Genomic DNA, 14547 nt, shown 5'->3' with positions numbered 1-14547 from the left:
GATGTCAGAAATACTAACACAGTCCGGCAGAATTGCCCGTGGGACTATCGTCCAGTGGCCCCGTTATAGTGCATCCGAAAACGTTATATACGGGTCTTTTCCCATTGTTTATCCAGCCGCTTCGCCGAAACCGTCATTACCGTGCCCAGTTGTTGGGCAAAAAACGACACCCGGAACTCCTCCATCATCCAGCGGTAGTTTTCCAGCTCCAGGTCTCGCACGCCCTGGCGCTTCTGTTGCTCCAGTTTCGCGGCATACCGCGCCCATAATGGCTCAATTGTGTGAAGAAATTCCCGCTCACGCCCCATTTCCCGCGCCATTTTTTCCAACCGGATGTCCGCCGCTTCAAAGTAGGTGCCGAACCGTTCCAGCCACTGAGCCGGGGTATTGACCAGGAATCCCGGGTACACCAGATGTTGCAACTGGAATTTGAGGTCGGCCATGCTTGCCGCCAGCGCCAGATTGATCTTGCCCTTGAGCTGTTTCGCGACTTTCTGGTAGCCGTTCATAGCCTGAAACAGACGCTCGTCAGCAGCTTCCAGAGCAGGAATGAAGTCCCCCCGGTGGCGGTCGAACAGCTCTGCGAACGCCTGTTCGGTTCTGGGCAGTTGGTCCGCCAGAAAATGCTGCATAACCGTCGACAACACCAGATCATCCAGCAGTCCCTTTGCCTGGCCGATCGGTGCAAACATCAACGCAGACTGCTTGAACCGAGGCAGCTTTCGTTCAAGATCCGCCAGGGTATTGCCGAACCGGTTCACAATCAGCCGCGCAACGCCGCGACGATGGGTATCCTCTGCGGTGAGCTTGTCCAGACAACGAGAAGCCCGCACCTTATTACCCAGATCTTCCAGAGCCGGGTAAACCGTGACCTGCATACCGCCTTTTTCTGTTTGAACCTGCTCCGGGAAGGTGCCGAATTGCCAGTCGGTGTATTCACCCGCCTGTTTTTTCCCGGGTTCATCTCTCGTCGCCGAGGCCAGCGCTTCTTCGGCCCGGCCCTCCAGTCTGGCCTGGAGCTCATCGGTGTCTCGGCTTTCGGCGATGACCTTGCCTTTATCGCCGGTCACCCTCAGGTTCATCCTCAGGTGGCGGGGCAGCTCCTCCTCCGGCCAGGCATCCGGATCAATCTGGACCCCGGTCATTCGTCGCAGCTGTTCACCCAGTTTGATCGCCAGAGGCTCGTTGCCTGGCTGCAGGTTGGCCAGAGCCGCGTCGACAAAGTCCGGTACCGGCACAAAATTCCGGCGCAACGCTTTCGGCAGCCCCTTGACCAGGGCAATGCATTTTTCCCGAAGCAGCCCCGGCACCAGCCACTCCAGACGCCGGGCGGGGATCTGTCGCAAAGCCATCAAGGGCACGTTGAGGGTGACACCGTCGCGCTCACTGGTGGGTTCAAATTCATAACTCAGAGGGTATTTCACCCCTTCCCATTCCAGGTAGTCGGGGTACTGCTGGGCCGAGGTCTCATCCAGAGGCCTTTGTAGAACGTCGGTCTCTGTCAGCTCCAGCTTCTTCAATTCTTCGGCAGATAATCCTTTCCACCAGGATTCAAAATGTCGGCCACTAACGATATCCGATGGCAGTCTCTGGTCGTAGAAAGCCACCAAAACTTCATCATCCACCAAAAGATCCCGCCGCCGGGTCTTCTTCTCCAGATTCTCGACCGTATCCAGCATTTCGCGGTTACGGGCAATAAACGGCGCCCTCGACTGATAATCCCCCTCAACCAGGGCACGGCGAATAAACAGATTCCGGCACTCGGCGGGGTCTACCTTAGCGTAAGGAATGCGGCGCTTGGGCACCACATCCAGGCCATACAGTGTGACCTTCTCATACCCCATCACCTGCGCACGCTTCTGCTCCCAGTGGGGCTCAAAAAAGTGGTGCTTTACCACGTGGCCGGCCAGCGGCTCCACCCATTCGGGCTGAATGGCCGCCACCATTCGGGCAAACACCTTGCTGGTTTCGACGATCTCGGCCGCCACAATCCACTTGGGTGCCGTCTTGCCGACTTTGGAACCCGGGAAAATCATTACCTTGCGGTTTCGGGTGGCCAGATACTCCCGCTTTTCCACTTTCACCGCCACCTGGCCAAGCAAGCCGGCCAGAATGGCTTTATGCACTGCGTCGTAGTTGGCCGGCTGGCTATTCAATGTCAGCTTCTGCTCCCGGCAGATCAGAGTGAGCTGGCGGTGTATGTCCCGCCACTCACGCATTCGCATCCAGCTCAGGAAGGTTTTCTGGCACAGTTTTTTGAGCTGGTTCTGGGACAATTCCTGGCGCTGCTCTTCGAACCAGTTCCAGATATTCAGCAGGGTGGCGAAATCCGATTCCTTGTCGTTGAACGGTGCGTGAGCCTGGTCGGCCGCCTGCTGCTTGTCCTGTGGGCGTTCCCTGGGGTCCTGAACGCTTAGGCCGGCAATCACAATCAACACTTCCGCCAGACTGCCCTGCTCTGCTGAGGTCACCAGCATCCGGGCTAACCGGGGATCCAGCGGCAATCGGGCCATGGTGCGCCCAAGCCTGGTGACACGCCGTTTGTCATCGACGGCGCTAAGCTCTTCCAGCAGCTTGTAACCATCGTTGACCTGACGACGATCCGGCGCCTCAAGAAACGGAAAATGCCGGATCTCACCCAGTCCGGATGTCGCCATTTGCAGGATAACGGAGGCCAGGTTGGTTCTCAGGATTTCGGGATCGGTGTATTCCGGGCGGTTCAAAAAGTCCGTTTCGTCGTACAGACGGAAACAGATACCCGGCGCCACACGGCCACACCGGCCTGCCCGCTGGTTGGCACTGGCCTGGGAAATCGGTTCAATTGGCAGCCGCTGTATTTTCGAGCGCACACTGTACCGGCTGATGCGCGCAACGCCAGTATCAATCACGTAGCGAATACCGGGCACGGTCAGCGAGGTCTCAGCCACGTTGGTGGACAACACAATCCGCCGTCCCTTGTGACCCTGAAACACCCGGTTCTGTTCCTGGTTGCTCAGGCGGGAATACAACGGCAACACTTCGGTATGACGCAGGTCGGCGTGGCGCAGCACCTTGCTCAGGGCCCGGATCTCGCGCTCGCCTGGCAGAAAAACCAGTACATCGCCCGGAGGCTGCTTTTCCTGGCGTTCATGCTGTTCAATCTCGTCCAATGCCGAGAGAACACCATCGGTCCAGCCCTGATCCCTGTCGTCCTCGTCCCCAACCAGGGGGCGATATCGAATATCTACCGGAAAGGTACGACCGCTGACTTCAATCACCGGCGCTTCGTTGAAAAACTCGCTGAAGCGCTCCACCTCGATCGTGGCCGAGGTGATGATGACTTTCAGATCCGGGCGCTTCGGCAACAGTTGCTTGAGATAGCCGAGCAGAAAATCAATATTCAGGCTGCGCTCGTGGGCCTCATCGATAATCAGCGTGTCATAGCGATCCAGAAAACGGTCGTGCTGCACTTCTGCCAGCAGGATGCCGTCGGTCATTACCTTGACCCGGGACGATTCCGAGGTGTTGTCGGTAAACCGCACCTGGTACCCGACCTGCTGGCCTACCGTCTCACCCAGTTCTTCGGCAATCCGGCTGGAAACACTGCGCGCGGCGATACGCCGGGGCTGGGTATGGCCAATAAGCCCGCGGATGCCCCGCCCGAGGTTCAGGCAAATCTTCGGAATCTGAGTGGTTTTACCGGACCCGGTCTCACCAGCAATGATCACCACCTGATGGTTGTTGATGGCATCACTGATATCCTCGACGCGATCGCTGACCGGCAACCCGGCGGGAAAGGTCGCCGGCTTGTGCAATGCCTGACGCTTACGCACCTTGTCGAGCCCCTGATCCAGCCATTGCGCCATCTTTTCCAGGTCCTTGTTACCAGGGTTACCCTTGCAACGGCTTACACGACGAATGATGCGGGCGGCCTCCTGCTGGTTACAGGCGTCCAGCTGGCTCATCATCGCTTTGACAGCGGCCCGGGAATCAACGGGAGTTTCGGAACGAGTGTTGTCAGTCATTAACAGCTGCAGGCTCATCAATGGGTAGGTGGAACGTCAGGGCGAAACAGTCTAACGAAAACCGGAGCCAAGAAACACAAAGACCCCGCCGAAGCAGGGTCTTTGGTTGTTATGCGGGCCTCGCCTGTTACTTGGCGTTGGCCTCGTCCCGCAGCTCACGGCGCAGGATCTTGCCCACGTTGCTCTTTGGCAGTTCATCACGGAACTCAAAGTGCTTGGGTACCTTGTAGGCGGTCAGACGCTCCCGACAGAACTCCTTGATTTCGTTAGCGGTTACACCTTCTTTGGTGGGCACTACATAAACCTTCACCGCTTCACCGCTCTTGGCATCGGGAATACCCACGGCCGCACACTCCACCACTTTCGGGTGCGTGGTCACGACATCTTCGATTTCATTCGGGAACACGTTGAAACCGGATACGATGATCATGTCTTTCTTGCGATCCACAATCCGGATGTAACCGTCTTCCTGAATCAGCGCCACATCACCGGTTTTCAGGAAACCGTCATCGGTGAACGACTTCTGGGTATCATCGGGACGCTGCCAGTAACCGCGCATCACCTGCGGGCCTTTCACGCACAGTTCGCCCGGCTCGCCGACCGGTGTTTCGTTGCCGTCGTCATCAATGGTTTTAACCACAGTGGACGGAATCGGCAGACCAATGGTGCCGATCTGGATGGCACTGCGGGGGTTGAAGGTAACCACCGGAGAGGTCTCGGTCATGCCGTAGCCTTCGCTGATTTCGCAACCCGTCACACGCTGCCACATTTTAGCGGTATCGCTGGTCAGGGCCATACCACCAGAGGCAGTCAGCTTGAGGCCAGAGAAGTCCAGATCCTGGAAGTCCTCGTTGTTGCACAGGGCCACAAACAAGGTATTCAGGCCAATAAAGGCAGAGAACTTCTGCTTCTGCAGCTCTTTAACGAAGCCAGGGATATCACGCGGGTTCGGAATCAGAACGTTATGGGCACCTGCTTCCAGCATAATGCCGCAGTTCAGGGTGAAGGAGTAAATGTGGTACAGGGGCAGCGGCGCAATCACCACTTCCTTGCCCTCTTCCACCTGATCTTCCAGCATCGGCCGGACTTGCGTCAGGTTGGCCACCAGGTTGGCGTGAGTCAGCATGGCACCCTTCGCAACACCAGTGGTACCGCCGGTGTACTGCAGCACGGCCAGGTCATCCAGCTTGATATCGACCGGGGTAAACTTTTCACGGGCACCGGCGCTGAGTACCGCCGGCAGCTTATGAGCACCCGGAATGTTGAACGCCGGAACCATCTTCTTGAGGTGCTTCACCGCGGCATTCATCAGGGTACGCTTGATGGGAGAATGCATATCGGCAATCTCGGTCACGATCACGTGCTCAATGCCGGTATGGGGCAAAACCTTCTCCGCGTTGTCCGCCATATTAGCCAGAACAACCAGTGCCTTTGCGCCAGAATCGTTAAACTGGTGCTCCATCTCACGAGTGGTGTACAGGGGGTTGGTGTTCACCACAATCAGGCCAGCGCGCATGGCCCCGAACACAACCACCGGATACTGGGTCACGTTCGGCATCTGCACCGCAATGCGGTCGCCCGGTTTCAGGTCAGTTTTGTTCTGCAGCCAGGCCGCGAAGTTACGGCTTTGAGTATCAAGATCCCGATAGGTCAGGGTAACACCAACTGCTGTAAACGCAGGCTTGTCTGCAAACTTCTGTACCGCCTGCTCAAAAACATCCACCATGTTCTTGTATTTATTGAGATCGATTTCCCGGGGGATGCCAGCTGGGTATTTGTCTTGATAGAACTGCTCAAAATCCATCACCATCTCCTGTCTGATTGGCGCGGTGGGGTACTACCGGATGGGTTCAGAAGCCCCCTGATTGTAATGTTTTGCCAAGACCGATCGCTCGGGAAAATCAACCCGACGAAAGTATCAGCCTCAAAAAAGTGGGGAGAGAATAGCAGTTTTGTTAACGATGAGGTAGTTTTCAGATCAGCAAACGGTACAACCGTACTTGAACACTGAATCACCGGAGCCTGTGATGAGCGACACCCTGGATACGCTGGAAAACATTACCTACGACGAACTGAACGAGGGCGATTCAGCCACCTTCACACGCACCCTCACCGAAGATGAGCTGGTGCTGTTTGCTGCGGTATCCGGAGACGTAAACCCGGTACACCTGGATTCCGAGTTTGCCGCAGAATCCATGTTCCGGGAGCGCATCGCTCATGGTATGTGGAGTGGCTCACTGATTTCTGCCGCCCTGGCCACAGTCATGCCCGGCCCCGGCACCATCTACCTGGAACAGAGCCTGTCGTTCAAACGACCGGTCAAGCTGGACGACACACTGACCGTCACCTTGTCGGTGCTTCGCAAGGAACCTAAAAACCGTGTCTCTTTTGGCTGCGATGTGCGCAATCAGAACGGTGATCAAGTGGTTACCGGCGAGGCCAAGGTGATTGCCCCCACCGAAAAGATGTCGTTGCAAAAACCCCGCTTGCCGAAAATCACCATCGAAAACTGAGTTTCGGCCGGCATTACCCCGGAAGGAAATCGATGGGGAATCGTACCTTCCGGGTTTCCACATTGGCTGCCCCGAAATTGAACATCTGTACGCGCAAAGCAATGCGCTTCTCCAGCATCGGGTGGTCCAGCTCCGAGCCCACCACGTCACAGGCTGAGACACTGCCATCCGGCTCAATCACCAGTTCCAGGGTAACCTTACCCTCAAGGGTTGGATCCTGCCGTAACTCCCGCTGGTACAGGGAATAGAGCACGCTCTTCTGGGCATCAAATACCTGCCGGATATTGCTCATGGCACGCTCGCCCACTGACGGCCGGGCGGGTTCCGGCTGGCTTGCCACCTGAGGCGCGGTTTCCCGGGGAGCGGCTACGTCACTGGTTTCATGCTTTGCCAGTTCGACTTCCCGAACTGGCCCTTCGCGGGTTTCAACACCGCCGCTGCCTTGCAGTACCGAATCATTCGGCGTTTCCGGTGCCAGGCCAACCGCCTGACTGTTATTGACATTCGCGACACGCTGCACCTCAGGTGCCGGAGTGTCCACAGACGTCAGAGCACTGAGCCGGTCTTTCATGGCAAACAGGCCGGAACGTGAGGCGGTTTCACGAGCCTGCTCGGTCGTCTGCGGCGCAGGCTTCGGCTCCGTTTTTGCGACAGTCGGCTCAGGACGGGTCTGTGGCGGCTCCTCAACCTGCGTCGGTTCCGGCTCTGGCTCTGGCTTGGGTTGCTCAGGTTCTGGCTCCACAACCGGCTCGGGTGGCTCAACCGGCTTGGGTGGCTGTACCAGCTTCGCCAGCCGAGGCGGCAATTGCTCCGCCTGTTCACGCTCAGGTTCCGGTACCTGCAGGCCCGGAATAATGAGGGCAGGAATCAGAAACAGCGCCAGCATCAGCCCGGTTATCAGGCCGAAGCGGCCTGACTCTGCTCTGTCCCTGGACCAGGGCAGCCGGGAAGGTTGCGACAGCTCCCTGTGATCAACCATTACGAACCTCCGACTCCACCGCCAGTCGTACCTGCCGGAACTGCTCATCGACACAGGTCTGCATGATCTTTCTCAGCAACCGGTAATCGGTATCTTTCGCTGCCATAATCGTAACTTCAAGACCGTTTTCCGGTACCTCAGCCCAACGGTTCCTTCGGTACGCCAACTCTTCGGACAAGCCGGCAATGCGAGTATCCGTGGCTTCTATGCCGTCCAGGCGCGCCACTTCCCGGCCCTGGACCAGAATGGACTGGCCGACCACCTGTACCGTCAGATTTTCCACGGCTTCCTGTTGGGCGGTCGAACTGGGCAGGGGAACATCCGCAGTGTTCTGCATGACCTTAACATCCGAGGAATTCACCATCAGGAAGAACACCAGGATGGTAAAGATATCCATCAGTGACACCAGGTTCAGGCCACCCGCCTTGTGCATCCGGCCATAGTGTCGCTGGCGCAGTCGGGCTCGTCTCGACAACTTCACGCGCCTTCTCCTTTGCCTTCCATCGGTCGCGCGGCCAGATTGCGATCCTCACCAGCATCCATCAAAGACACATCCGGAAAGAGCTCTGCTTCCACAACGCTCGCTGCCACCACCGCCTGGTAAGAGCGCACCGTATCCATAACCGACACCAGAGTCTGGTAGTCAACGTCTGGTCCGACTTCCAGGATCACGTCCGTCTTGTCGGGCATCCGGGATTTAATCTGCTGCAACAGTTCACTCAGCCGTGAATAGGCCTGGCCCTGCCCGGTAACAGGCAACACATCAATGAGGCCGCGGTCGCTGTCCGCCACCTCAATACCCTCCGGGAGCACCGTCACCACCAGCCGGAACGATTCGGCATCCGGCGCCTGCCCCGCTTCCATGCCCGGAAAGTTAAGCTCGATCATCCGGATCTGGCTGAACACCATGCCCAGAAGCAACACCGGCACCAGCACAATCATCAGATTGAGAAAGGCGGTAATGTCGAGGTCTGCCGAGGCCGTCAGTCTGCGATGTCGACGTCTCATTTTCGGCTACTCCTGATCAGATCCTGGATTGCCGGCACCATCAGGCGGCCGCCGCCGGCCGGTTTGCGGACTCAGACACCATGTTAAGGAGCTTGACCCCCGCCATTTCAAAACTGTCGACAATCTCGTTGGTGCGGGTCTGCAGTACCGCATGGAACAGGAGCAGCGGAATGGCCGACATCAGGCCAAAAGCAGTGGTATTCATGGCCACGGAAATACTTTCCGATAACAGCGATGCCTTCTGCGCGGGGTCTGCGGCAGCAACCGCGGTGAATGCCGCAATCAAGCCAATGATGGTGCCAAGCAAGCCCAGCAGCGTCGCAATGTTGGCCAGGGTGGCGAGATACTGCGTGCGCTTTTCCAATCGGGGCAGCACTTCCATCAGCCCCTCTTCCATCGCGTATTCGATGTCTTCACGCCGGCAGTTATTGATCAACCGGGCAATGCCAGCGCCAAGCACTGAGGCAATTGCGCTGTCTGAGCTGGACGCCGCCTTCATGGCGCGCTGGTAATCACGTTTTTGCAGGGCGGGCAGAATGCCGCGCTCAAATGCCACCCGGTTTCGACGGCGAACCGCTCCGAGATACAGGAAACGTTCCAGAGTGATCGCCAGCCCCAGTGCAAGCACAATGGCAATCGGGTACATGAAGGGACCACCCTCCTGGAAAAAGCGGATAACGGTATCAAGCATGGTGTAGTTCTCCATCTACTGCGACGTTACGGTTGCGACTCAACTGGTGCGGCGCCCTGCCCTGCAGAAAGCGTTGGTGTCAGCACAAGGGGGTTCAGATTTTCGCGGAACTGGCGGTGGTTCTCCAGAACCGGTTGAGGTACCGGATGCAAAAGTTCCGGTGCCTGTTGATTGAGTTCGGTTCTCGGGCGCCGGGGCAGGCTCGGCGTTTGCCAGGGCAATATGTACAGAATTCTCGGATCGTCTTCGCCGGTGCCAGCAGAGAGCCCCCGTACCTGCAGAACGTTCTGTTGGCTCTGCTCCGCCTCACTGTTGCCTTCTGCGGAATAGCCGATGGCCGGCCAAAGCAACAGAACAGACAGGGGGAAACCGCAGCGCGTTAACCTGGACAGCATCATTCCAGCCTCCGTTCAAGATCTGCGATCCAGCCGGCAACCTGCGAGCCTTCCGCCCCCACCAGGGACTGATATTGCTGGTAATGTTCCAGCGCCTTGTCGAGGTCCAGCAGGTAGAGTTCCGATATCACCGCCAGGTTGTAATGCAGTTCCGCCACCTTCGGCGTCACCTTCAACCCCGCTTCCAACATCTCGGCGGCTTCCTCGAAGCGCTCCTGCCCTTTAAGAAGCAGTGCCAGATTGTTGCGGACCCTCACGTTGGCAGGATCCGCCGCAACCGCCTGGTGCCAGGCCTCCAGCGCCATCTTCCGGTCACCAGCTTCGTAGGCCTGCCGGCCCTGCCGCTCCCACTCTTTTGACTGTTCCGGCTGATACACCGGCGCCACTTTTTCAGGTGCCGGCGCTTTGGAAGCGCAGCCAGCCAACCCCGCAAGAACCAGAAGAAGTAAAAACCGGAAAACCTGGGGTATCCCTCTCAACCTCATCATGAGCCTCCCTGATTGGTGTCCGTCGTCCAACTCATCCAGCGAAGCTGTCGGTCGTAGCGCCCGGGATGCATTGCGGCCAGGGCCTCCAGGCTGCGCTGAATCCACTCATCGAACCCCTCCGCGGGGATACGTTCGTGGTTGCGGGCGTGCAGCGCCATGGCCTCTTCCTCAAGTGGAAACGCTTCCTCTTCCAGGAGCATCTGATACTGCATGGCTTCCATTTCGTTCAGTTCCGCAGGTACTTCAGAGGACATGAGGTCAGACGCCAGTGTTCGATAGAGTTCAGCACGGCGATATAAAACCTCCGAACGTACTCCAACGCCGGCAAAGGACTCTGCCTCCAGGAGATACTCCTGAGCCTGCTGCATGGCCGCCTGCTTTCGTGCAAGTGACTGCTCCAGCGGGTGAACCAGTGCAATGCCGGCAAAACGCTCTGCCGTCTGGGCACCAAAGAACAGTGCAGCATCGGCAGCCCATTTCAGGGTATCCTCGGAATGCCAATGGCTGGCTCGTTCCCGAGCCAGCAGTTGTTCACGTACGGCAATCACCGAGTCTCCCGATTCGATCAGGCGCTGGCGCATGGTCTGCTGTTGAACATGCTCCTCGGCGGAATCGGGCGTGGGTGCAACCGCCAGCCAGTTTTTGTAAAGCTGGTTTCTGGAAGCGCTGTCACCCTCTGCGTGGAAAATGGCCGCAGCACGCAGCCTGGTGGGCCACGGGTCCGCAAGCGTTTCTGAGCGACTCAGCAGCTCCTCCGCGGCTTTTAATCCCTGGCCAGATTCCTGATAGGCAAGAACCAGCTTCTCACTGGTTTCAGGCGTAAGCTCATGACTCGGATAATCCATCCGGAAGCGTTGGAGTTCATTGATGGCAGCCAGCCAGTCGGATGCCCGAAGCAGGGTATTCGCGGCATCATAGCGAGCCTTGATCGCAATTTCAGAGCCCGGCATAACGCCCTCAACCCTCTGGAAATGCGCCACGGCCAAAGTTGCGTCGCCGGCACGAGCAGCCTTTTCACCCTGCTGATAGATAGCGGACGCGAGTTGTTCCAGAAGACTGCGCCTTTGGCTTTCTGCATCCGGGCTGGCTTCGTCAGCCAATAGCAAAGCCTGGCGCCACGCACGTTCAGCTAGCCCAAATTCGTTGTTTTTCTGTCGAATACGCGCGGTCACCAACCACGCGGCGTAACGCTCGGTAACCCCCGCCCGCTCCCAGGTCAGTGTAGAACTGGCGTATTGCAGGGCACGCTCGAATTCGCCCAGGTCGTACCAACGGTTGGCAAGGTCGGCACGGAGCCCCGACAGACGTTCATCCGGGCCAAACGCCTCTGCATATTGCTGCTCTTCGTTGCTCAGGACGAGCAGCGTCGCAGTTCTGCTCTCTCCTGAGGCCAGCTCAAGATCCTCACGAACAATTCGGATCGCGGCCCAGGCCGAATCCCGGGAATCCCCGTGGCGATGGTCGTAGGCTGCGGCCCGGAAATTCCTGACGGCTTCAGCCCGATCGCCAGCCAGTAACCGGGCATCGCCTGCGAGATGGAGCAGTTCCCCGGCTTGATCCGAGCGAGGTGCAAGCCGCTCGTAATAATGGGCGGCTTTGGCCCAGGCTTCACTGGCGGCAGCCGTTTGGTTCCGGCTACTGAGGTCTGTACCGGTGGCGTAGTAGTGATCAGCGAGGAAGCGGGTGTATTGCGCCCAAAGCCACTTCTGCTCAGGAGTCATCGTCTGGAATCGGGCCTCTACCCCCAAACGCTGGACGTAATCATCCCGCGCCGCCAGAGCTTTTGAGGTATTACCGGCCAGTTGCCAGTAGGAAACACTCTGGGCCAGGAAATCCGGGCTCGCTGTGTGGCCCGGAAACTCGGACACAAAAGCGTTGTTGACTGACACCGCCCGTTCATAACGGCGTTCCACCGCATGCAGATCCGCAAGCCGGTCGTATAACAGATGCTGCCATGCTGATGACTCACGACCATCCAGCCAGTCGGCAAGGGTCCGGGCATCACTCTGGCGGGACGCCATCAAGGCCAGCACCCGGAAGGTGTCCGCCAGCATATCCATGGAGTGCGCCGACGGGTTGGCCAGGGCGGAGTGGTCTGGTAACTGCTGGTCCAGTACCGCCGTGAAGCTGGCTGACGCACGGGCCCAAGCGGGATTACCCTGTTTGAACTGACTCCAGCCGAGCATGTAGCGAGCTTTGGCGGCGAGTTCCTGGTGGCTGTCATGCTCCAGCAACTGTCGGTAACCGGCCTCTGCCTCCGCGTAGCGCCCGGCCGAGAAAGCCGCTTCCGCAATGCGGAAACGGGCCTCAGGTACCAGTTCCGAGTTCGGGTAAAGTCCAACAAGCTGTTTCAGTCTTGCGATGGACTGCTCCGGTTGCCCGGTCAGCGCGTGGGCCTTGGCCATCTGGTACAGCAACTCGTCGAGACGCCCGGAAAAGGACCCTTTAGCCAGAATGCTTTCGTAGCTCTCGAGCACTTCCTCATAGATGGCCGCTTCCCGCTCTTCGGAGAACCCGACGTCCTCTCCCGACCTATCACGGATGTTGTTGAGCCGGTTCAGGGCGTCTATCCGCACTTCAGGCTCATCCGAGGACTCAAACAGCTTCTGATAACGGCGAGCCACTTCAAGAGGCGAAATCGCCGGCAGCGGCCGGCTCTCAAATTTCAGAAACACCGGGCGCATATCCCCCAGGGTTTCACCATCCCGCCCCAACTCCACGCGGAACGATTCCTGCGCAGAAACCGGCGCTTGGGCCAACGCCACAATCATGACAAGGGATGCCGCAAAGGACTTCGGAGCAAAAGGCAGATTCACTGTGCACCCTCCCCGAGATTTTCCAGAGCCAGATACTCGTAGAGATGGGCGATTTGCTGCTCGGTTTTGTCCAGCGCGTGAGTCATGCGCTGGGTCTGCGTTTTAACAAACGCCAGTGCCAGTGCATCCAGTTCTCGCGCAGCCTGCTCCCGGAGACTGAGGGTCTTGTAACGTAAATCCTTGGTGGCGTCGCTCAATGCACGAGCTTCGTCCAGAACCGTCTCCAGGCGCTCAGGCCTTTGGAGGATCTGCTGATTCAACGCGCCCATTCGGCGGCCCGCACCTGCCAGGGACTGTTTTAGCTGACGCAACTCTGCGACCTGGGCAGGCGTAGCCGCCTGCTCCACCAACCCATTCAATCTGGATTCCAGATCACTCTGCTGTTGCTCAAGTACCAGGGTTTGTGACGCCGCCCCCCCTGAACCGACCGAGGCCATATAGCCTTCAAGGGCCTGGATGAAAACCTCCAGGTTATACTTGCTCGCATCCAATGTTGCTTCCATCTCATCAAGGCGCGCCACCCTCCGCACCGCCACCTGGGCCCCGGGTTCTTCCATGAAGCGCAGAAGATACGCCATTCGTGGCTGGGTTAACGTTCGGTTATCGGCCAAAAACCATTGAATGTCGTCACTACGGGCATCCTGAACCAGAGCTTTGTAGGCTCCTTCAGCCGTGATCCTTTCGGACAACTTGCCAAGGGTAACCCGTTCTCCCTCATAGGCCGCGTTGGCTGCCAACCAGGATTCTCCCGCCTGGCCCGGGTACCCGGAAAGATCGTAACCACGGCCCATACCAATCCACGCATCTGAAACACCGGGAAACGCCAGCGGAAATTTCTTGGCACGGTGCCAGCTCTGCATGGCGGCACGGTGGTTACCTTTGCGCGACAGCGCCAGTCCATGAAGGTAGAGAGCCTGAGGTGTGTGATAGCTTTCCAGAGAGACCTTCTCCAGGAAATCAATCGCTTTGTCGTAATCTTCGCTACCCAATGCAAGATAGCCGGCCCGGAGATTGAGCTGATCTAGCAGTGCCCGGCTCCGGCTGGTGTCGGTATCCTTGGCAGCCATGGCCATGGCAACCCGGAGCGAAACCAGGGCCCGTGACGAATCGAGATCATCGCGGGCGAAATCCGCCGCCAGGTTCATATAGCCCACGGCCGCCCAGTAGCCATCTTCCATACGCGCAAGGTATTGACCGGCCGCGTCGGTCTTCCCTTGTATTCTGGCCAGCTCCGCCAGACCAAGAAGCGCTTTTTGAGCCACTTCGCCATAGCCGGTTCGGCGCGCCTGTTGGTACCAGTTTTCCGCACCGGTGAGATCGCCATCTTCCTGTGCCATTTCAGCCAGAGCCAATGCCGCTTCGCCACGGTGAGACGCACCGTTAAATACACCCTCAAACCCAGCCCTGGCCTCGTCATGCTGCCCCGAGGCCAGCATAAGCCGGGCCTGAAGGTAATCGGCCGATTCGCCTTCAAGCTTCATTGCCAACCCGACAACCGAGGAAGCCTCACCGGTATCCAGCGCAAAGCGAACCACACCAGATGCCAACGAGTTATCCATGGCATTTGCTACCGGCGTTGCCACACCTGCCAGCATCGCTGCCATGACACCAATACTGTTTCGGAGGAACAGAGACATGCGCCCATTCATGGCC

At 58.1% G+C, this 14547-nt stretch carries 11 protein-coding genes; 1 reads left to right on the top strand and 10 read right to left on the bottom strand.

Annotation, left to right across the window (positions count from 1 at the left end):
• Positions 1 to 83 precede the first annotated feature (83 nt).
• Positions 84 to 4004 (bottom strand): ATP-dependent RNA helicase HrpA, encoded by a 3921-nt coding sequence (gene hrpA / locus Q674_RS39790; protein WP_031210533.1) that lies wholly within the window; start codon positions 4002 to 4004, stop codon positions 84 to 86.
• Between the two features lie 127 nt (positions 4005 to 4131).
• A complete protein-coding gene (locus Q674_RS39785) occupies positions 4132 to 5808 on the bottom strand; it encodes a long-chain fatty acid--CoA ligase (RefSeq protein ID WP_023010083.1) in 1677 nt (558 codons plus the stop codon).
• A gap of 223 nt (positions 5809 to 6031) precedes the next feature.
• Between Q674_RS39785 and Q674_RS39780 the strand changes: the two genes are divergently transcribed.
• Positions 6032 to 6517, top strand: a complete 486-nt coding sequence (locus Q674_RS39780) for a MaoC/PaaZ C-terminal domain-containing protein (protein WP_022991144.1) — start codon at positions 6032 to 6034, stop codon at positions 6515 to 6517.
• Positions 6518 to 6530: 13 nt separating this feature from the next.
• Here the strand turns inward: Q674_RS39780 and Q674_RS39775 are convergent, their stop codons facing one another.
• Genes Q674_RS39775 through Q674_RS39740 form a run of 8 tightly spaced genes read right to left on the bottom strand, consistent with a single transcriptional unit; the run spans position 6531 to position 14531 of the window.
• Positions 6531 to 7496, bottom strand: coding sequence for an AgmX/PglI C-terminal domain-containing protein (locus Q674_RS39775; RefSeq protein ID WP_014421342.1), 966 nt, complete (start codon positions 7494 to 7496; stop codon positions 6531 to 6533).
• On the bottom strand, positions 7489 to 7977 hold the full coding sequence (locus Q674_RS39770) for an ExbD/TolR family protein (protein ID WP_011785081.1): 489 nt from the start codon (positions 7975 to 7977) through the stop codon (positions 7489 to 7491). The genes Q674_RS39775 and Q674_RS39770 overlap by 8 nt, the downstream gene beginning before the upstream one ends.
• Positions 7974 to 8504, bottom strand: coding sequence for an ExbD/TolR family protein (locus Q674_RS39765; protein ID WP_023010082.1), 531 nt, complete (start codon positions 8502 to 8504; stop codon positions 7974 to 7976). Before Q674_RS39765 ends, Q674_RS39770 begins: the two co-directional genes overlap by 4 nt.
• Positions 8505 to 8544: 40 nt before the next feature.
• Entirely contained in the window at positions 8545 to 9195 is a 651-nt protein-coding gene (locus Q674_RS39760; RefSeq protein ID WP_014421339.1) for a MotA/TolQ/ExbB proton channel family protein, read from the bottom strand.
• A 26-nt stretch (positions 9196 to 9221) separates the two neighbouring features.
• Positions 9222 to 9593, bottom strand: coding sequence for a hypothetical protein (locus tag Q674_RS39755; protein WP_023010081.1), 372 nt, complete (start codon positions 9591 to 9593; stop codon positions 9222 to 9224).
• On the bottom strand, positions 9590 to 10078 hold the full coding sequence (locus Q674_RS39750) for a tetratricopeptide repeat protein (protein WP_031210531.1): 489 nt from the start codon (positions 10076 to 10078) through the stop codon (positions 9590 to 9592). Before Q674_RS39750 ends, Q674_RS39755 begins: the two co-directional genes overlap by 4 nt.
• Positions 10075 to 12894 carry an outer membrane protein assembly factor BamD gene (gene bamD / locus Q674_RS39745; protein WP_023010079.1) on the bottom strand — a complete coding sequence of 940 codons (2820 nt, stop codon included), beginning with the start codon at positions 12892 to 12894 and terminating at the stop codon, positions 10075 to 10077. Before bamD ends, Q674_RS39750 begins: the two co-directional genes overlap by 4 nt.
• On the bottom strand, positions 12891 to 14531 hold the full coding sequence (locus Q674_RS39740; protein WP_023010078.1) for a tetratricopeptide repeat protein: 1641 nt from the start codon (positions 14529 to 14531) through the stop codon (positions 12891 to 12893). Before Q674_RS39740 ends, bamD begins: the two co-directional genes overlap by 4 nt.
• Positions 14532 to 14547: the final 16 nt, after the last annotated feature.

The organism is Marinobacter sp. EVN1 (assembly GCF_000475375.1).
GTDB lineage: Bacteria > Pseudomonadota > Gammaproteobacteria > Pseudomonadales > Oleiphilaceae > Marinobacter > Marinobacter nauticus.
Note: the sequence above shows the minus strand (reverse complement) of the source record. Positions and strands in the feature narration are given on the sequence as shown.

Bases quoted from the DNA above. Each gene is read 5' to 3' on its own strand.
- hrpA (WP_031210533.1), bottom strand. From the start codon at position 4,004: ATGACTGACAACACTCGTTCCGAAACTCCCGTTGATTCCCGGGCCGCT.
- Q674_RS39785 (WP_023010083.1), bottom strand. From the start codon at position 5,808: ATGGATTTTGAGCAGTTCTATCAAGACAAATACCCAGCTGGCATCCCC.
- Q674_RS39780 (WP_022991144.1), top strand. From the start codon at position 6,032: ATGAGCGACACCCTGGATACGCTGGAAAACATTACCTACGACGAACTG.
- Q674_RS39775 (WP_014421342.1), bottom strand. From the start codon at position 7,496: ATGGTTGATCACAGGGAGCTGTCGCAACCTTCCCGGCTGCCCTGGTCC.
- Q674_RS39765 (WP_023010082.1), bottom strand. From the start codon at position 8,504: ATGAGACGTCGACATCGCAGACTGACGGCCTCGGCAGACCTCGACATT.
- Q674_RS39760 (WP_014421339.1), bottom strand. From the start codon at position 9,195: ATGCTTGATACCGTTATCCGCTTTTTCCAGGAGGGTGGTCCCTTCATG.
- Q674_RS39755 (WP_023010081.1), bottom strand. From the start codon at position 9,593: ATGATGCTGTCCAGGTTAACGCGCTGCGGTTTCCCCCTGTCTGTTCTG.
- Q674_RS39750 (WP_031210531.1), bottom strand. From the start codon at position 10,078: ATGATGAGGTTGAGAGGGATACCCCAGGTTTTCCGGTTTTTACTTCTT.
- Q674_RS39740 (WP_023010078.1), bottom strand. From the start codon at position 14,531: ATGTCTCTGTTCCTCCGAAACAGTATTGGTGTCATGGCAGCGATGCTG.